This is a genomic window from Thioalkalivibrio sp. ALJ1, assembly GCF_000745395.1.
GTDB lineage: Bacteria > Pseudomonadota > Gammaproteobacteria > Ectothiorhodospirales > Ectothiorhodospiraceae > Thioalkalivibrio.
Genome location: NZ_KN050684.1, coordinates 2,064,353 through 2,082,954, shown reverse-complemented (window position 1 = coordinate 2,082,954; position 18,602 = coordinate 2,064,353). Strand labels below are relative to the sequence as shown.

Sequence of the window (18,602 nt, the reverse complement as noted above, 5' to 3'; positions counted from 1 at the left end):
TCCGGAAATGCACGAAAGGCCTTTGCGCCAGCGCTTGATCGGACTTAAACGTATTCGCCCGCCGCGTGTCCCGAGGCCCAGGCCCACTGGAAGTTGTGGCCCCCCAGATGCCCGGTCACATCCACCACCTCGCCAATGAAATACAACCCCGGCGCGCTGCGGCACTCCATGGTCTTCGAGGAGAGGGCATCGGTATCCACCCCGCCCAGCGTCACTTCAGCCGTGCGATAGCCCTCGGTACCCGCGGGCCATACCGTCCACGGCTGGCAGGCGGCCACAACCTGATCAATGTCGGCATTGCTCAATTGATCCAGCGGCCGATTCTCCACCCATAGCTCGCACCAGCGCTGCGCCACCCGGCGCGTCAGCTGCTCCCCCAGCACACTCTTGAGCTCCACCTTCGGACGTTGTTCGCGCAGCTCCCGCAGGTGCGCCGCCAGATCCAGCTCCGGGAACAGGTCGATCTCCACCGGCTGTCCCTCCACCCAGTAGGACGAGGCCTGCAGCACCGCCGGACCGCTGAGCCCGCGATGCGTAAACAGGATGTTCTCGCGAAACCCGGCCCCACCGGCACGGGTCACGGTGTCGAGCGAAACGCCCGACAGGCCCTCCAGTTCCTCCAGTGGCCGCCCGCTCAGGGTGAATGGCACCAGCGCCGGGCGCGTCGGTCGTACCGGGATGTTCTGCGAACGCGCAAGGTCCAGCCCAAAGCCGGTGGCCCCCATGCGCGGGATGGAATAGCCACCCGTGGCGATTACCAGCGACTCGCAGCTCACCGGCTGCGAACCCGCCATCAATCGGTGCGGCGCACCCGGCTCCACCTGGGTCACCGGCGTATCCGTGCGCACCGTCACCCCGGCCGCCGCACACTCGTCCAGCAGCATGCGCACGATGTCTTTGGAGGAGTCATCGCAAAACAGCTGCCCGAGCTTCTTCTCGTGGTAGGGGATCCCGTGTTTCTCCACGAGGGCGATGAAGTCCCACTGGGTGTAGCGGCTAAGCGCCGATTTTACGAAATGCGGATTCGCGGAGATGAAGTTCTCCGGCTCGCAGTACATGTTGGTGAAATTGCAGCGCCCGCCGCCGGACATCAGGATCTTCTTGCCGACCCGGTTGGCATGCTCCAGCACCAGTACCCGACGCCCACGGGCCCCGGCAGTCAACGCGCACATCAGCCCTGCCGCGCCGCCGCCGACCACCACTACATCAAACGCCTCTACTGTATGCCCCGCCTCGCTCATGGCGGGCGATTCTACCCGAAGCGCTGGCGTCACCCCCGAGCGGGCAACCGAGCGCTCAGCGCAGCCACTCCTTGCGCACCACTACCGTCTGCGCGATCAGGTCATGCAGGGCCTGCCGGCGGCGGGTAAAGGCCACCATGATGTACCCGATCATCAGGATCATGGCCGAAAGAATGGTGGCGAAGTGGCGCCCCGTTGCGCGCATGAACGAGATCCGCTCACCGTGGTAGTCGACGACCCGCAGCCCGAACACCAGCTTGCCCAGCGTCGCCTGATACTGCGAGCTATGCATGCCGGCCCAGTACAACCAGCCCACCACCACATTCACCAAAAACCAGGCCAGCTCCGCCGGCGGCATCGGGTCACCCGGCTCGCGTGGCACCATGGTCTCCGGGCTGATGACCAGCTGCGCGAGTACTTGTGGCACACCGATAATCACCGCATCCAGCAGGTACGCTCCCGCGCGCACCCAGAAGCCGCCATAGGCATTGCGATCCTCTGGCGGACCGGACGCCCCGACTTCCTCCTGTGGGACCGAGCGGGCCTCACCCGCATCCATCCGGCTACCACAGTGCTGGCAGTACCGGGCATCGTCCGGATTATCCTGACCGCATTCCCTGCAGTTCATCCATTACCTCCTTGTGCTGGATTCAGTACGGCGAAACGGCCGTGTTCTGGGCAAAGCGAATCTGCCAGCCGGCATCCGCGTCCTGCTCCAGAAGGAAACTCATACGGGTATGCAGGATGCCGTCACCCCCATCCGGCAACCCCTCGGGCATCGACTCGATGTTCGAGACCGCCAGCTTGGCCACCGCCAACGCGCGGTCGTCACCCAGCATTTCGATGTGCTCTACCGAAAGATCCAGTTCCGTACCTGCAAAAGGACCCGCAAACACCGAATCATGCCGCTGCGCATTCTCGTCGCGCCCCTCCAAGCGGCTTCCTGCCAGATTCACTACCACGGAATCTTCCTGGTAGTCGCGTGCCCAACCGGCGCCATCCGCAGCCGACCAGGCCGACTCCTTGGCCTTCAGCAGCTGCTCAATCGCCGCCTCATCCCCGGCGACAACCGAGCCGGAAAATGCCATCAGCCCAACCATGCCGGTCAGAAACACTATCTTTCGCGTCATACCCAACCCTCAACCGTTAAACCAACCCCCTGTTTACAGGAGACCCCCACCCCACGCCAATCCACTCACCTCATCCGCCCCTTCCCGCTCTCCCTGCCTCCCTGTCAACCGCCCTTGACCTGGACCTGCCTGCCTTCCTTCGCCTCTTCGTGCCCTTCGTGGTCAACAACCCGCCCTTGACCTTGACCTTGACCTTGACCTTGCCTGTGCACGCCCTCGTCCCATTACCTTTGGGCCAATCCCATCAACCCCCTTCCCTACCTCCCTATCTTCCTGTCATTCGACCTTGACCTGACCCTGCCTTCCTTCGTCTCTTCGTGCCCTTCGTGGTCAAAACCCGCCCTTGACCTTGACCTTGCCTGCGCACGTCCTCGTCCCATTACCCTTGGGCCAATCCCATCACCCCCTTCCCTACCTCCCTATCTTCCTGTGATTCGACCTTGACCTTGAATTAGCCCCGCCTTACAGCAACGGCTCCACCGGCAAAATCCGCGTCACGCCCGAAACAAAGCGCCGCCACAAGCTGGCCTTCGGCTCGTAGCGGTACACGTTACCGTCAGCGTCCCGCCACTCCAGCCAGCCCATCTCATCGTGGCTCACGCGAAAAGCCACCTGCGGCCGAATCCCCTGTTGATGCAGAGCCGCCAGCCGCTCGACCAGCACCGGATCGCGCAGGAACACACCGGACTCGCTATTCGTATGGGCCGAGCGCGGATCCAGATTGAACGAGCCGACAAAGGCCTCCTCCCCATCAAACACCAGCAGCTTGGTGTGCAGGCTCGCCTGCACAGGTCCCCTGGTCGGGTCCCGTTCCAGGCGCGCCCAACGCGGCGGCCCGGTCGGACGCAACTCGAACAACTCAACGCCCGCCTCCAGCAGCGCATGCCGCCGGCTCGCATAGCCCGCATGGGTAAACGCCACATCGTTTGCCGCCAACGAGTTCGTCAATACCTGAACCCGGACACCGCCTTCGCTCATCCGCGAGAGCTGCGCCGCCCCATCGCGTCCCGGCACAAAGTACGGCGACACAATCAGCAACTCCTCGCGCACGCCTCCGATGCGCTCACCCAGGGCATCCGCGACCCGCGAGCCGGTCCCACGTCCGCGCGCCTTGGCCTCATCGTCGACCACGAACTCCGCCGCGTCCGTCCACACATACGCGGCCGAATCCGTAACCGGCTGGGGCACAGGCTGACCGTTCAGGGGTTCCATCTGCATCAGGGGGTGGGTGTGATGCCGTGCCACCCAAGCGCGTAATTCACCATGCTGCCGGGCGAGCTGCTCGGGCGAACCCAACTCCCGTGCCACGCGGGCCACGTGCAGCGCACCCGGGCTATTCCAGAACTCCACAAACGAGTGCTCCACCTCCGCGACCAACGGCCCCACCAACACAAGGTCCAGATCCGCAAAGTTGTAGTCTGGGCTCGCCTCGAAGTACTCATCCCCCACATTGCGCCCCCCGGTGATCGCCAGGTGCCCATCCACCACCCACGCCTTGTTGTGCATCCGATGGTTCAAGTCGCTGCCGCGAAGAACAAACTCCGCACTCGCCCGTAGCAGCCCAGCACGCGTTCGGAACGGGTTAAAGATGCGCACCTCGATATTCGCGTGCTGATCCACCGCTGCCAGCAACGCGTCCCGCCCGCGGGCGTCGATATCATCCAGCAGTAGCGATACCTGTACCCCGCGATCGGCTGCCCCCAGCAACTCCCCCATCAACACACGCCCGGCCACATCGTCACGCCAGATATAGGACTGCACCTGAATCCGCTCGCGCGCCATTCGCACGCTCATCACCCGCCAGCGAAAGGCCTCCGTCCCGTCATCCAACAAGCGGAACCCGGTCTTGCCGTCCTCGCGGGCCGGCGCCAGTTCGCCCAGCCATTCGGCCAAAGGCCCCTGGCTTGCAGGCGGCTCCTGGGCCACGGGGACGCGGTCCGGCGCCGGCTGCAACGGCGCACAGCCGCCCGCCAGCACCACCAGAAGCAGCACCGCCAAAGCCCCAAAGCCCCTGTAGAGATCACGCATCAATCGCCTGCCGCAAACAAAGCCCCCTAGGGAAACGCTGTTTAATGTGCACGCTCGCGCTCGAGTCGCTTTTGAGTGCGAACAAGGCGCGGTGACTGCCGTGCAGTCACTCTGCACAAGGGAGCCGCAACGCCGTGCGCGCTCAAAAGCGGCCGAGCCCCTGCACTCAATAGCTTGTGGGGTTGGCGCCCCAGGTTCCCCGATCCTGCGTTGCAGCCCTTGCCGGTAGAACCACTACCGGCTGCGCGCCGCGCCTGGTCTCGGAAAACCTGGGGCGCCAACGCGAGCGTGCACATTAATCAGCGTTTCCCTAGCACGCCAGGCACAGCGTGCCGCCCCACCCGGTGCCTGTCCATTCCGGTGCCCAGAAACAAAAAAAGCGAGCCGGGCGGACCCGGACTCGCTTTTTAAATTTGGTAGGCGCGATTGGACTCGAACCAACGACCCCTACCATGTCAAGGTAGTGCTCTAACCAGCTGAGCTACGCGCCTGTCGTCTTCGAGCGGCGTATTGTACCGCCTCCCCGCCCCCTGTCAAAGCCCATCGCAACGCATCGCCTTCCAGCTTTCCCAGGGGCAACTCCGCCCCATGCCGCCCGTTGGAGCCTGCTTGCAGGCGAAGCCCCTGCCTGTGCCCGGCTTTGGCTGGAGCTTCGCCTGCAAGCAGGCTCCCACAAGTTTTGCTCCCCTCTTCATCCCGGCGCAGCGAAGCGAAGAGCCGAGATCACCCACACACGAACCCACCACGTCACGACACACCTCACGGCGAGAGCCGCACCCCACAGGACAACCGCCAGCAGAATCGGTAAGGTCAGGCCGAACACGTAAACGGACATGCGTCACATGGATGGACTCGCGGCCCGCCCGGCCCACGCCGAAGAATCCGGCCCCGCCCCCATCGCCGCGCCGGAGCAGGTCGAGGCCTTCCTCGACCGTTGGCACGACACCGGCGGCAGCGAGCGCGCCAACTACCAGCTCTTTCTCACCGAGCTGTGCGCGCTGCTGGACCTGCCCCAGCCCGACCCGGCCAGCGACGACACCCGCGACAACGCCTACGTGTTCGAACGCCGCGTCACCATCCGCAACCCGGACGGCAGCGAAAACCGCGGCTACATCGACCTCTACCGCCGCGGCTGCTTCGTGCTGGAGGCCAAGCAGACCGGCAAGGGCCTGCACACCCAGGGCTGGGACAAGGCCATGCTCGCCGCGCAGAACCAGGCCGACCAGTACGTGCGCGCCCTGCCGGAAGACGAAGGCCGCCCGCCGTTCATCGTCGTCACCGATGTCGGCCGCAGCCTCGAGCTCTACGCCGAGTTCTCCCGCTCCGGCGGCACCTACGTCCCCTACCCGGACCCGAGCCGCCACCGCATCCGCCTGGAAGACCTGCGCGACCCCGAGATCCAGCAGCGCCTGCACCACCTGTGGCTGGCGCCCGACCAGCTCGACGCCAGCAAACACGCCGCCCGCGTCACCCGCGAGGTCAGCGCGCGCCTGGCCGAACTCGCCAAATCCCTCGAACAGCACGGCTTTGATGTCGAGCGCGTCGCCCACTTCCTCAAGCGCTGCCTGTTCACCATGTTCAGCGAGGACGTCGAACTCCTGCCCAAGGGCAGCTTCACCGCCCTGCTGGAACGCCTGCAGCAAAACCCCGAACACTTCCCCGACGCCATGCGCTCGCTGTGGGAAACGATGAACACCGGCGGCTATGAAGGCCAGCTGATGCACAAGCTGCAGCGCTTCAACGGCGGCCTGTTCCAGAACATCGACCCCATCCCGCTCAACGCCGACCAGATCGGCCTGCTCATCCAGGCCGCCCGCGCCGACTGGCGCTTCGTCGAACCCGCCATCTTCGGCACCCTGCTGGAACGCGCGCTGGACCCGCGCGAACGCCACAAGCTCGGCGCCCACTACACCCCGCGCGCCTACGTGGAACGCCTGGTCATGCCCACGCTCATCGAGCCCCTGCGCGCCGAATGGAACACCGTGCAGGTCGCCGCCGAGGCCTGGCTGCAGCAGACCAAGCCCGAAAAGGCCCTGGACGAACTGCACCGCTTCCACCAGCGCCTGCGCGAAGTGCGCGTGCTCGACCCCGCCTGCGGCTCCGGCAACTTCCTCTACGTCGCGCTGGAACACCTCAAGCGCCTCGAAGGCGAAGTGCTCAACCTCATCCGCGACCTAAGCGCCGGCCAGGCCACTTTCGACACCGAAGGCCTCACCGTCGACCCGCACCAGTTCCTCGGGCTGGAGATCAACCCGCGCGCCGCCGCCATCGCCGAAATCGTGCTGTGGATCGGCTACCTGCAATGGCACTACCGCCTGCACGGCCGCCTCAGCCTGCCCGAACCCATCCTGCGCGACTTCCACAACATCGAATGCCGCGACGCGCTGATCGACTTTGATGCCCGCGAACCCATGACCGACGACCACGGCCAGCCCGTAACCATCTGGGACGGCATCAGCTACAAAAAAAGCCCCGTCACCGGCGAACTCATCCCCGACGAGACCGCCCGCACCCCCGTCTACCACTACAGCAACCCGCGCCGCGCCGAATGGCCCGAAGCCGACTACATCGTCGGCAACCCGCCGTTTATCGGCGCCGCCACCATGCGCCGCGCACTGGGCGACGGCTACGTGGACGCCGTGCGCAAGGTCTTCAAGGGCATCGTCCCGGACTCCGCCGACTTCGTCATGTATTGGTGGCACACCGCCGCCGGGAAGGTGCGCAAGGCCGAGGCCCGGCGCTTCGGCTTCATCACCACCAACAGCCTGCGCCAGACCTTCAACCGCCGCGTACTCGAACCGCACCTGAACGACAGCAAGAGGCCTCTCTCGCTCGCCTTCGCCATCCCCGACCACCCCTGGGTGGACAGTGCCGATGGCGCCGCCGTGCGCATTGCCATGACCGTCGGCGTAGCCGGAGACCAGCCCGGCACCCTGCAGCATGTCCTTGCCGAACGCGATACTGGCGACGATGCCCGCGCTGTGGAACTAATCCGCAAGGGGGGCAAGTTATTTTCGGATCTGGGCGTCGGTGCCAACATCGCTGGCGCTAAACCGTTGCTCTCCAACTCAGGACTTTGTTTCCGTGGAGTGCAACCAATCGGCATGGGGTTTGTTGTTAGTAAAGATGAAGCACTCGCCTTGGGCCTGAAACATGTGGCAACCAATGATGTGCCCATCCGACCGTACCTGAATGGCCGCGATATCATGCACAAGCCTCGAGATGTATTCATCATCGATCTGTTTGGGCTCAGCCTGAGTCAAGTCCGAGATCGTTTTCCACAGCTCTACCAGTGGGTAAAGGAACGCGTCAAACCCGAACGCGACCAAAACAAGCGTGCCACCTACCGGGAGAATTGGTGGGTCTTTGGCGAGCCAGTGCCGGCAACACGGCGCTCTATCGATGGCCTAAATAGATACATCGCTACCACAATGACCGCAAAACATCGCGTCTTTGTTTTTGTTGAAAGCGGTGTTGTTCCTGACCAGAAACTCGTTACGGTCGGCACTTCACAGGCTGACGTCCTGGCTATTCTCTCCTCACGCCTACATACACGGTGGGCACTGGCAACAGGGGGCAGCCTTGGCGTCGGTAATGATCCTGTTTATGCAAAAGGCCGCAGCTTCGACACTTTCCCTTTCCCCGACCTCGACGAGAAGCAGGCTGCCACTATCGGAGACCTCGCCGAACGCATCGACGCCCACCGCAAGGCGCGCCAGGCCGAACACGCGGACCTCACCCTCACCGGCATGTACAACGTGCTGGAAAAACTACGCGCCGAAGAACCCCTGACCGCCAAGGAACGCACCATCCACGAACAGGGCCTCGTCTCCCTGCTGCGCGAACTGCACGACGACCTCGACCGCGCCGTCTTCGACCCCTACGGCTGGAACGACCTCGCCGAACGCCTCGTCGGCCGCCCCGGCGCCACCACGCCGCTGCCGGACAAGCCCGCCGACCAGGCCGAAGCCGAAGAAGAACTCCTCAGCCGCCTCGTCGCGCTCAACACCGAACGCGCCGCCGAAGAAGCCCAGGGCCACATCCGCTGGCTCCGCCCCGACTACCAGGCCCCCGAAGCCACCCAGACCACCGCCACACTGGACGCCAAACCCGAGGCCGCCGCCGACACCCCGACCGAACCGGCCAGAAAACCCACCTGGCCCAAATCCATGCCCGACCAGGTCGAAGCCGTCCGCCGCCTCCTCGCCATCGGCCCCCAAACCCCGGAAGCCCTGGCCAGCCACTTCAAGCGCAAACCGACAAAATCGATCACCCAGGTCCTCGCCGCCCTCCAAATCCTCGGCCAGGCCACAACCGACAACGACCACTGGCGCCTGACATGACAAACGGTCAACACCATCAAGGGCTCACCGATCGGCCATGGCCCCAAACCACATCGACAGCCCGCGAGATAACCCCGTGTTAACACCCAACCGGGCCACGCATCCGTATGATTCCACATCCTTCTCTTACACCGGGCAGCCGGTCCAATATCCAATTGAACACGCGCAAACGTTCATCCAATATCCGTGCGCGCTACCCAATCACTGTTAACCCCCCAAAATCACACGAGGAGATCTGAGATGGCTCAATATGCAATAGCTTTTGACCTGGATACGGCCGCTATGCGCGCAAACGGCGTAAGTGACGCTGACCGTACTCGCATTTACCAAACAGAGATACCGGACGCATTGGCCAGCTGCGGTTTCACCGCCCATCCTCAAGGCTCGCTTTATCACACTGAAGCAGAGCACGACCCAATCACAGCAATCATGAGGCTGCAAAGTTCACTTCAAAATGATGCCCCCAATTTTTGCCAATATGTCCGTCGGGTGCACGTGTTCCGTATGGAGGAATGGAGCGATGTGACCAACTTGGTTGCAAACCGTGAAGCTGCTGGGGCTCCCGATGCCGAGGAGGAGCTGGCTGAGCAGGAAGATTTCGATATGGCTACTCGGGGTTAACAAGTCGCTGCAGTTGACCGCCCGAAACGCTGTCGCGTTTCGAGTTCCCTCCGCGCTTCGCGCTCCGGCGGCAACTGAGCTTAGGCGTTAGGCATACAAGAAGAAGGAGAATCTAGTGGATCAAGAAATCCAAGCAATGGCATCAATCTCAGATGCTCTCGGAGAGCTAGATGACGCCGCAAAGGCTCGCGTGCTTCGTTGGGCTGCTGACCGTTTCGGTATCTCAGGCATGACTGGAAGCCTGAAGAAAGGGGCATTTGACCAGGCAGACGAAAGTTTAGGCAATGATGAGCAAGGGTCAGAGGTTGGCGGCGCTAGCCCCAGCGAAGGCACCGAAGAATTTGACTCTTTCGCAGAGCTCTTTGCTCAGGCAAATCCTTCTTCTGAGGCTTATAAAGTATTGGTGGCTGGCTATTGGCATCAAGTCGTATGCTCTGACAATGAGATCACGTCTGCAAAATTAAATAAGGATCTGAGGGATCTTGGGCATTCAATCGTTAACATTAACCAAAAATTCGATTCGTTAATGGCTGCGAAGCCTCAGCTAGCTATTCAGCTAAAAAAATCCGGCAGCTCTAAGCAGGCTCGGAAAAAGTACAAGATCACGAAAGCAGGGATAGAGAAGATTGAAGAAATGCTAGGAGCTGAGAATTGATAGATAAGTCTCGGCTAAAAGATTTGTTGGCAGCCAAGGAATACAACCGTCTAGAAAAGGTGCTGATCTGTTTGGCTGTAGATTCCGATACTCCAAAGCAAGTTAGAGACTTGAAGGCACTTGCTACGAGTTCAGGGCTTAGGGCTGCCCAGAAATGGAATTTCTCTGCGATATTAGGTGGTAGTAAAGGGCTGGCAGTTAGAACCGATGATGGATGGGAGCTAACTACGGATGGTAGGAAGGTTATCGCAGATATAGTCGGGCCTTCCGCATATAGTGGTGTGCCCATTATTGCGTCTTCGTTAAGACAGCATTTGCCAAATATTTCCAATCCAGACACTAAGTCATTTTTGGAAGAGGCTATTGAATGTTATGAGAATGGACAGCTTAGAGCAGCTGTTGTCCTTTCATGGGTTGGTGCGATCTCGGTTCTGCACAATCATGTTGTTTCTGCGAAGCTTAGCGAGTTCAACGCAGAGGCTGCCCGGCGCGATAGTAGGTGGAAGCCCGCTAAAAACTCAGACGATCTTGGGAAAATGAAAGAATTTGATTTCCTAAATATTCTTGAGGCACTGTCAGTCATAGGGAAGAATGTCAAGCAGGAGCTTGAAGGTTGCCTACGCCTGAGAAATAGCTGCGGGCACCCAAATTCACTTGAGATTGGCGAATCTAAGGTCTCGGCGCATGTTGAAGTTCTTTTGCTAAACATATTTTCCAAGTTCAGTGCGTGAGAGGAAGAGGACACCCATCTTCTTCGAGGCGCCACACCGTCGTCCCGGCCGGAGCGAAGCGCAGCGAAAAACGGGGACAGATTTATTTTTCCGCGGCCAGAACGTGATCCCGGCCGGAGCGAAGCGGAGAATGACCAAAAAGGGGACAGATTTATTTTCTCTTCCAAAAGAGAAAGAGGACACCCATCTTCTCCCTGGCGGCAGACCGTCATCCCAGCCGGAGCGAAGCGTAGAGCGGGGATCTCTGGTGTCCGCTTCTGCCCCGGCGCTCGAGATCCCGAATAACCGCTGCGCGGTTTCCGGAATGACCTTACAGGCTGGGCGAAAGGATAATTCCTGGAAGGACCCGACCCGTTGCCGCAGTTTCTGCGGTCTCTGGCAGTGACGGGGTACCCGTACGGTTTACGGAACGTACGCCAAGGCGTACTCTTGGTCGAAGCCCACACACTTGCGAGGTGCGCCATGACGGGAATTACGGCTACAGAGGCGCGCAGCAACCTCTACCGACTGATCGACGAAACAGCGGAATCCCATGAGCCGATTGTGATCACCGGCAAGCGGAACAACGCAGTCCTGCTATCCGAGTCGGACCGGTCGGCCATTCAGGAGACCCTGTACCTGCTATCGGTGCCGGGGATGCGCGAGTCGATCCGCGAGGGCATGGATACTCCGGCGGATGAATGCCAAGAGGAGCTGGATTGGTGACATGGAAGTTGGTCTACACCCGACAGGCCCAAAAGGATGCGAAGAAGCTGGCGGCCAGCGGCCTGAAGCCGAAGGCACAGGAGCTGCTGACGTTGATCGCGGAAGATCCGTATCGAAAACCCCCACCCTTCGAGAAGCTGGTGGGTGATCTCTCCGGCGCGTACTCGCGGCGCATCAATATTCAGCACCGGCTTGTGTACCAGGTGGGAACAGCGGGGTCGGACCACGGCAACCATCTGTATTGCAGACGATTAACGTCCCCTGAAGGCTTGTTCAACGCCTTAAAGCGCCCATTTTGACGCTGAAGTCGGCCGCTGGGGGTGCCTAGCGCAAATCGTGTAAGGCGACGACGGAGAAGCTGTACGGCTCAACTCAGGAGATTCGATGATTCTTAAGGAGAAGGACGGCTCAATCGGCCAGGATGAACGCTCAAAGGCCGGGCACCAGCAGGAACAGGACGTAGCGTTCTACCTGCGACGTGAATTTGGCGACGATGAGACCGTGCGGATCATCAACGACCTGCGCATCGAGCATAACGGGGAGCGCGCGCAGATCGATCATCTGGTGGTGCATCCCTACGGGCTGGTCATCATCGAGTCAAAGAGCATCTACGGCGAGGTGAAGGTGAACGGCCATGGGGAGTGGTCGCGTAGCTACCGCGGCGACTGGTACGGAATGCCCTCCCCTGTGCGGCAGGCGGAGCTGCAGGAGGCCCTGGTCAAGGATCTCCTTCGCCAGAACGTGGAGAAGTTTCTCGGCCGACTGCTGGGCCTCCAGACCCAGATTGGCGGACGGGACTGGAGGACGCTCTGCGCCGTATCCAGCAGCGCGATCCTGCATCGCGATGAGATGCCCCGTCCGATCGCCAACCGCGTGGTGAAGAGCGAGTTCGTCGCGGAAAAGGTACGCGAACTGGTGGGCTCACGAGCGAAGGGGCTGGTGACCGCCCGGCCGAGATTCAGCCAGAAGGAAATCGAAGGCATCGGCGACTTCCTGCTCCAAAGCCACCTCGGGCCAAGCGCGAATACTTCGGCCGTGGCCGAGCCGGCCCCGCAGGTACATGAGCGGCCCCCTTCCGTTAAGTTCGAGCCAGCACCAAAGACGCAGCGACCGTCGACGCCGAAACCGCAGCCCAAACAAGCCACGCCCTCACCGGCTACGAGCCCGAGTCAGGCCTCCACCCTCGCCTGCAAGAAATGCGGCAAGCAAGACAAGCTGACCGGCATGTACGGCAAATACGGATACTACGTGCGCTGCGACTCCTGCGGCACGAATACGTCAATGAAGGTCCCCTGCCCGGCCTGCCAGTCCCGCAAGGTCCGAGTGACCAAATCCGGCCCGACCTACACCAGCGCCTGCCAGGACTGCGCCCACGAATGGGTGGTATTCGAGCAACCTAGCAGTTCCGCCGAGCAGTAGCATCCTGACTTCGACAAATCCTGGAACCTGAAAAGCGGCTACAAACGGGCGTTAACGGTTGCGGCTTTGCCCCCGGGGGGACACCGCCGGACTCGTATTTCTGAGCCGTACCTGTGTAACCCGCATCAAGTACAAGGCGATACGAATGGCAAAATATGAAGTGAAGCAAACTGCGGTAAGCCAGGTGCTGGCTGACGTGCGAACCGACAAGATCGCGATTCCGGAACTACAGCGGCCATTTGTCTGGAAGACGTGGCAGGTTCGAGACCTTCTGGATTCCCTCTACAACGGCTACCCGGTCGGCTATCTGATCACCTGGCAGTCGGTTGGCGCGAAGCTCAAGGGGGGAGAAGTCGCTGCGCATCAGCAGATTCTGATCGATGGGCAACAGCGCGTAACAGCCCTCCGCGCTGCGATTGCGGGCCAGGCGGTTGTCGGTACGCGATATCAGAGAAAGCGCATTGCGATCTCCTTTAATCCTCTTACCGAGGAGTTCGCGACGCAGACGCCCGCGATCCGAAAGAGCAGCTTGTGGATCCACGATATCAGCGAGTTCTACTCGGGCACGAGCCAGCTAACCTTTCTGCGCAGTTACTTCGAGAAAAATCCGGATGCTGACCAGCACAAGGTCGAGGAGTCGGTAACCAAGCTCGCGGCAATCGAGCACGCTCAGGTCGGCGTGATCTCGCTGGCGGATGATCTGGATGTGGAAACAGTGGCCGAGATCTTCGTCCGCATCAATGCCAAGGGCGTCCCTCTTTCGAGCGCCGATTTCGTGATGAGCAAGATCGCCACCTACGGTGACGAAGGCCGAAATCTCCGAAAGCTGATCGACTACTTCTGTCACCTGGCGGTGGCCGGACACGCCTTCTCGGACATCAAGGAGAACGACGAAGAGTTCGCCGCCACGGAGCATCTGAACAAGATCCAGTGGCTCCGAAACCAATCCGACGAGCTCTTCCAGCCCGAGTACACCGATGTGATCCGTATTACCGGATTGGTCGGGTTCAATCGAGGCAAGGCCGGCGCAATCGTGAGCGAACTCTCCGGACTAGACCCCGAAACCCGAAGGATCGATGAATCTCGGATCCCTGGCGCCTACGAGCGATTCGGGCAAGCGCTGGATCAGCTGGTGAGTAAGACTCACTTCGAACGCTTCGTGATGATGATCAAGTCCGCTGGGTTCATTGACTCCAGCATGATCGGCTCGAAGAACGCGCTGAACTTCGCCTACGCCCTGTACCTGCTGTTACGGCAGGATGGCGAGCTGACCGAAGGACAACGCTCTCGGATCGTTAAGCGCTGGTTTGTGCTCAGCCTGCTCTCGGGGCGCGCTGTAGGAAGCTTCGAGTCGACCTGGGAAACTGACCTCAGGCGTATCCGCGAAACTGGCGCCGGGCGTTACCTGGAAATACTTGAGGAGTCCCTCCTTGGCGAAGGATTCTGGAATGTAGCCCTTCCCCAGGAGCTCCACACGCCCAGCAGGCGTAATCCAGCTTTTCAGACGTACCTCGCGGCACGGGTTAACAACGGCGGCCGCGGCTTCCTGTCCAAGTCCGTCAATGTCGCACAGATGATCGAAGGTCACGGTGACCTGCACCATATCGTGCCGAAAAACCACCTGATTCAGAATGGATTTCCCAAGCAGGGAGATTACAACCAAGTCGCCAATTTCGCGCTCACCGAGACTCCCATCAATATCACGATCAAGGACCGCCCGCCCCGGGAGTATATGGCGTGGGTATCCGAGCAGATTGCAACCGGCAACCTTCGGTTGGGCGAGATCACGAACGAGGAAGATCTCCAGGCGAATCTGGCCGAGAACGCCATACCCGAGTTTATCGACGACGTTTCCGCCGACAACTACCAGGAATTCCTCGAGGCACGCCGCAAACTAATGGCCGCCCTAATCCGCCGGTATTACGAGGCGCTGTGACGATAACGTCAGGGGCTTTGGGGTCTACCTTTCGGAGGAAAAACGGGGACAGATTTATTTTTCCGCGGCCAGAACGTCCTCCCGGCCGGAGCAAGGCGGAGAATCGAGATCGCTGACGCTAACGCCTACCCCGCCGGCCGAGATCCCGGATAACCGCTTTGCGGTTTCCGGGATGGCGTTGCAGGCTGGTCGAAAGGACAATTCCTGGAACGATCCGAACGGTTGCCGCAGTTTCTGAGGTGTCTGGCGGTGACGGAATACCCGTACGCTTTACGGGACGTACGCGAACGCGTACTCTTAGCCGAAGCCCACACACTTGCGAGGTGCGCCATGACGGGAATTACGGCTACAGAGGCGCGCAGCAACCTCTACCGGCTGATCGACGAAACGGCGGAATCCCACGAGCCGATTGTGATCACCGGCAAGCGGAACAACGCAGTCCTGCTATCCGAGTCGGACTGGTCGGCCATTCAGGAGACCCTGTACCTGCTATCGGTGCCGGGGATGCGCGAGTCGATCCGCGAGGGCATGGACACTCCGGCGGATGAATGCCACGAGGAGCTGGATTGGTGACATGGAAGTTGGTCTACACCCGGCAGGCTCAAAAGGATGCGAAGAAGCTGGCGGCCAGCGGCCTGAAGCCGAAGGCACAGGAACTGCTGACGTTGATCGCGGAAGATCCGTATCGAAAACCCCCACCCTTCGAGAAGCTGGTGGGTGATCTCTCCGGCGCGTACTCGCGGCGCATCAATATTCAGCACCGGCTTGTGTACCAGGTGCTTGAAGACGAGAGAGTGGTCAAGGTGATTCGTTTATGGAGCCACTACGAGTAACCCGGCTACACGATCCCGTGGAGACGCGGAAACGGGGACAGATTTATTTTTCCGCTTGATTTTTCCGCGGCCAGAACGTCATCTCCGCCGGAGCGAGGCGGAGAACCGAGATCGCTGATACTAACGCCTGCCCCGCCGGACGCCTACTGGACGAGGGGTGTGTCAACGTCTGGCTTTGGTGGGAGTGCTTCCACGGGGGTCGGGTTTTTCAGGGAGTAATGGACCTTCACGGCACCCTGGATACTCTCAGTGAACCAGGGAGACGAATGGCGAGGACTGGTCCGCTGATGCGCGCGGTATTGCATTTGCGATACACTCCGTGAAGGTCCTTGCGGAGACGCGGTATGAAAAACTCGACGTTACCGGCCCTTCGGGTCAGCGGTGGTTTTCGGCATCAGGTGGAGCAGGCCCTTGGCGAGGGAGAAACGCTGTCAGCCTTTATCGAGGATGCCGTTCGCCACGAGATTGACCGCCGACAAGCCCGAGCCGAGTTCCTGGCGCGCGGTCTGGAATCCGCGCGCAGTGCCCGGGAAGCGGATGAGTACTTTCCGGCCCAATCGGTGCTTGACGATCTCGACCGTCTGTTAAGTAAGTAGTAGCCGCCCCACTGGAGTCTCAAGGATGAGTTACTCGGTACGATTTACAGCGCAGGCTCGCGGAGATCTCCTGCGGCTCGTCGCGTTCCTCTCGGAGAGGGACCCGGCGGCCGCGGCCCATGCCCGAACCGCCATCGGCGAGGCGGTGTCGCTACTGGAGCGCTTTCCGCTGAGCTGCCGCATGCCCGACGCCTCCCGCCCCCGCATCCGCGAACTCCTGATCCCGTTTGGGCGCTCGGGTTATGTTGCCCTGTTCGAGATCGACGATGCCGAGACGGTCACCCTGCTGGCGTTTCGGCACCAGCGCGAGGACGACTATTTCGGCGGCGAATGACGGGGAAAAACGGGGACAGATTTATTTCTCATGCCTGACGTGAGGGCGGACGGCCTGGACGCCGCCGCTCAATGCGACAGCCGATGACCTGCTCCACCAAATCCACAAAACGCTGGTTGCCGGTAAGTTGGCCGCGCTGCAGCGCCTCGCGCATCAGCGACAGCTCCTGCTTCGGGACGCCCTGCTCCACGAACCGCGCATACCGGACACGTCGTTCGGCGTTGTCATCCGCGAGCTCGCAATACGCCGAGTCGAGATCGATCCAGCATTCCGCCTCACCCATGCGCTGGCGGAAGCTGGACCAGGGGTACTCTCCGGCGGCCGGAACCATTTGCGCTCGTACGGGGTTCAACTCGATGTAGCGCGTACAAGCCAGAAGATACGTCTCTGTCTGCACCGGGCTGGACTTGTAGCGCCCTTCCCACAACGTACCGGAGCGCCCTTCCAGTCGATTGCGATACCGCGTGGCATGCGCCGCCAATGCCTTCATCAATCGGCCCATTGCAGCCACTTCTTCGCCTGGCCCCAGCAACAGGTGCACGTGGTTGGACATCAGGCAGTACGCGTACACCCGAATGTCCAGCGCACTACTCAGTTCGCGCAGGTCTTCCAGGTACCGCTCGTAATCCTCGTCCTCCGCAAACACGATCTGCCGATTGTGCCCCCGCTGCACCACATGGTGCGGCATATGCGGCAACACCACTCGCGCCATCCTTGGCATACCTCTCCTCCTGCATCGCTGCCTCATCCTCGCAGCCGAAAATAAATCTGTCCCCGTTTAACCTTAAATCAGTGTAGATGCACCGCCTCGAAACGAGCACGCGCCTCGCCGTCGCCATCGATGAGCGTCAAGATTTCGCCGTCGACCTGCCAGCTGGCGACGTCGCCTAGAACATCGAGAAATTTTCTCTCGAGCTCCATCATGCCGGCGGGACAAGCCATCATGGTGGTAGCTACCTGGTCAAAGCTTAGTTGGTCGCGATCAAGCTCATACCCACCCATCAGGCGGTTGCAACCCGTGGAGCCTGCAAGGCGAGCATCTTCAGCGTGCAGCACCAAGTGTGCCTCGCGCGCCTCTTCTGTAGCCACCGCCTCATGCTCGCCCACGGTCACCAGTTTCCAGTACGTATTTTCCAGACGCTCGGCGCCGGTGCTCCCGTCTGACGGAGTATCAACCCCGGCACACCCGACCAAGAGCAACATGGCAGCTAAAAAACCTATGAAAATTAGCTTCGGTTTCAACGCAAGCACTCCATTACCATTCACGAGCCCAATAAGACCACACAGAGGCACAACGTTCCACATAAGCGATGGCGTTCAACGAAAGCATACGGAGTCCGGGAGTCCCAGATCATCTTCGGAAACGCAGAAACATTTATTTCTCATACGACTAATGACGGAGTCGGTCCACGGTAACTTGCTGTCGAAACTGGATTTTCGGAAATAAATCTGTCCCCGTTTAGCTTTTGTCACGTTTAACTGAGCTGGTCAGGTCTTGCTATCGTACTCCGACTGGGTCCACGGGAGTCGGCCCTCGATCTCCAGGTGCAGGGCAAACACTAACAGTGTGCGTATGAGAATAATCAGGGCCAGCATGAGTACGTTCTCCATGGAGTACTCGATCGCAACGGTCATGATGATGTCGGCCGCAACCAGGAACTCCAGTCCGAGAATCAGGCCGCGCACGCTGCGACGGCGATAATCGACGTAGGCCTCGTGTGTGCTCATGCGGCGCATGTTCACCAGCCAAACCACTGTTGCCAGAACGAATCCACCTATGATCACGGCGATGCCGACTGCTTCGAGCCCTAGTACCAGTGCGTTGGCGATCTGAAGTAAGACATCGGTCATGTCCGCATCCTTTTCTGGTCAGCGATTTGCGGCAAGTCTACTGCCGGCTGTTGGTCGTCGCCCAATGTTGACCCGCCAGGAGTCTTTCGGACCTGTGAGGGCTCCGAGGTCTGCCTTTGAATTTCGCAGGCCATTCAGCTCACATTTGACGGCCTCGAAAAAAGCGGCCTGCTGGGCGG

General features: G+C 60.7%; 19 protein-coding genes and 1 tRNA gene. 12 read left to right on the top strand and 8 right to left on the bottom strand.

Going from position 1 to position 18,602, the window contains the following annotated elements:
• Positions 1–44: 44 nt before the first annotated feature.
• The 5 genes from F462_RS12145 to F462_RS12125 all read right to left on the bottom strand — a co-directional run bounded on the left by F462_RS12145 (position 45) and on the right by F462_RS12125 (position 4,890).
• A complete protein-coding gene (locus F462_RS12145; protein WP_038054559.1) occupies positions 45–1,241 on the bottom strand; it encodes a BaiN/RdsA family NAD(P)/FAD-dependent oxidoreductase in 1,197 nt (398 codons plus the stop codon).
• Positions 1,242–1,296: 55 nt separating this feature from the next.
• A complete protein-coding gene (locus F462_RS12140; RefSeq protein ID WP_038054556.1) occupies positions 1,297–1,869 on the bottom strand; it encodes an RDD family protein in 573 nt (190 codons plus the stop codon).
• 22 nt (positions 1,870–1,891) lie between these two features.
• Positions 1,892–2,371 (bottom strand): SgcJ/EcaC family oxidoreductase, encoded by a 480-nt coding sequence (locus F462_RS12135; protein WP_038054553.1) that lies wholly within the window; start codon positions 2,369–2,371, stop codon positions 1,892–1,894.
• A 462-nt stretch (positions 2,372–2,833) separates the two neighbouring features.
• Complete coding sequence (locus F462_RS12130; protein WP_038054550.1) at positions 2,834–4,399, bottom strand: phospholipase D family protein; 1,566 nt, start codon at positions 4,397–4,399, stop codon at positions 2,834–2,836.
• Between the two features lie 414 nt (positions 4,400–4,813).
• Positions 4,814–4,890, bottom strand: a tRNA-Val gene (locus F462_RS12125).
• 351 nt (positions 4,891–5,241) lie between these two features.
• On the opposite strand from F462_RS12125, the gene F462_RS12120 reads away from it, so the two are divergent.
• The 12 genes from F462_RS12120 to F462_RS12070 all read left to right on the top strand — a co-directional run bounded on the left by F462_RS12120 (position 5,242) and on the right by F462_RS12070 (position 16,572).
• The gene (locus F462_RS12120; RefSeq protein WP_038054547.1) at positions 5,242–8,742 is read left to right on the top strand and encodes a DNA methyltransferase; all 3,501 of its coding nucleotides are present in this window, start codon (positions 5,242–5,244) and stop codon (positions 8,740–8,742) included.
• 240 nt (positions 8,743–8,982) lie between these two features.
• Complete coding sequence (locus F462_RS12115) at positions 8,983–9,363, top strand: hypothetical protein (protein WP_038054544.1); 381 nt, start codon at positions 8,983–8,985, stop codon at positions 9,361–9,363.
• Between the two features lie 115 nt (positions 9,364–9,478).
• On the top strand, positions 9,479–10,018 hold the full coding sequence (locus F462_RS12110; RefSeq protein ID WP_038054541.1) for a hypothetical protein: 540 nt from the start codon (positions 9,479–9,481) through the stop codon (positions 10,016–10,018).
• Positions 10,015–10,749 (top strand): hypothetical protein, encoded by a 735-nt coding sequence (locus tag F462_RS13900; RefSeq protein WP_208854147.1) that lies wholly within the window; start codon positions 10,015–10,017, stop codon positions 10,747–10,749. The genes F462_RS12110 and F462_RS13900 overlap by 4 nt, the downstream gene beginning before the upstream one ends.
• A gap of 462 nt (positions 10,750–11,211) precedes the next feature.
• Entirely contained in the window at positions 11,212–11,454 is a 243-nt protein-coding gene (locus tag F462_RS12105; RefSeq protein ID WP_038054538.1) for a type II toxin-antitoxin system Phd/YefM family antitoxin, read from the top strand.
• Positions 11,451–11,753 (top strand): Txe/YoeB family addiction module toxin, encoded by a 303-nt coding sequence (locus F462_RS12100; protein ID WP_244270892.1) that lies wholly within the window; start codon positions 11,451–11,453, stop codon positions 11,751–11,753. The genes F462_RS12105 and F462_RS12100 overlap by 4 nt, the downstream gene beginning before the upstream one ends.
• Before the next feature lie 85 nt (positions 11,754–11,838).
• A complete protein-coding gene (locus F462_RS12095) occupies positions 11,839–12,873 on the top strand; it encodes a nuclease-related domain-containing protein (protein WP_038054536.1) in 1,035 nt (344 codons plus the stop codon).
• A 145-nt stretch (positions 12,874–13,018) separates the two neighbouring features.
• Positions 13,019–14,809, top strand: coding sequence for a GmrSD restriction endonuclease domain-containing protein (locus tag F462_RS12090; RefSeq protein ID WP_038054533.1), 1,791 nt, complete (start codon positions 13,019–13,021; stop codon positions 14,807–14,809).
• Between the two features lie 330 nt (positions 14,810–15,139).
• Entirely contained in the window at positions 15,140–15,382 is a 243-nt protein-coding gene (locus F462_RS12085) for a type II toxin-antitoxin system Phd/YefM family antitoxin (protein ID WP_018139194.1), read from the top strand.
• Entirely contained in the window at positions 15,379–15,642 is a 264-nt protein-coding gene (locus F462_RS12080; RefSeq protein WP_019612481.1) for a Txe/YoeB family addiction module toxin, read from the top strand. The genes F462_RS12085 and F462_RS12080 overlap by 4 nt, the downstream gene beginning before the upstream one ends.
• Before the next feature lie 344 nt (positions 15,643–15,986).
• Entirely contained in the window at positions 15,987–16,238 is a 252-nt protein-coding gene (locus F462_RS12075) for a YlcI/YnfO family protein (RefSeq protein ID WP_038054529.1), read from the top strand.
• A gap of 25 nt (positions 16,239–16,263) precedes the next feature.
• Positions 16,264–16,572, top strand: a complete 309-nt coding sequence (locus F462_RS12070) for a type II toxin-antitoxin system RelE/ParE family toxin (RefSeq protein WP_038054527.1) — start codon at positions 16,264–16,266, stop codon at positions 16,570–16,572.
• A 28-nt stretch (positions 16,573–16,600) separates the two neighbouring features.
• On the opposite strand, the gene F462_RS12065 is transcribed toward F462_RS12070, so the two are convergent.
• From F462_RS12065 to F462_RS12055, 3 genes are all read right to left on the bottom strand, one after another.
• Positions 16,601–17,293: a transposase gene (locus F462_RS12065; RefSeq protein WP_208854146.1), complete on the bottom strand. Its 693-nt coding sequence runs from the start codon at positions 17,291–17,293 to the stop codon at positions 16,601–16,603.
• 68 nt (positions 17,294–17,361) lie between these two features.
• Positions 17,362–17,823, bottom strand: a complete 462-nt coding sequence (locus F462_RS12060; protein WP_244270874.1) for an META domain-containing protein — start codon at positions 17,821–17,823, stop codon at positions 17,362–17,364.
• A 237-nt stretch (positions 17,824–18,060) separates the two neighbouring features.
• A complete protein-coding gene (locus tag F462_RS12055) occupies positions 18,061–18,423 on the bottom strand; it encodes a DUF1622 domain-containing protein (RefSeq protein WP_038054519.1) in 363 nt (120 codons plus the stop codon).
• Positions 18,424–18,602: the final 179 nt, after the last annotated feature.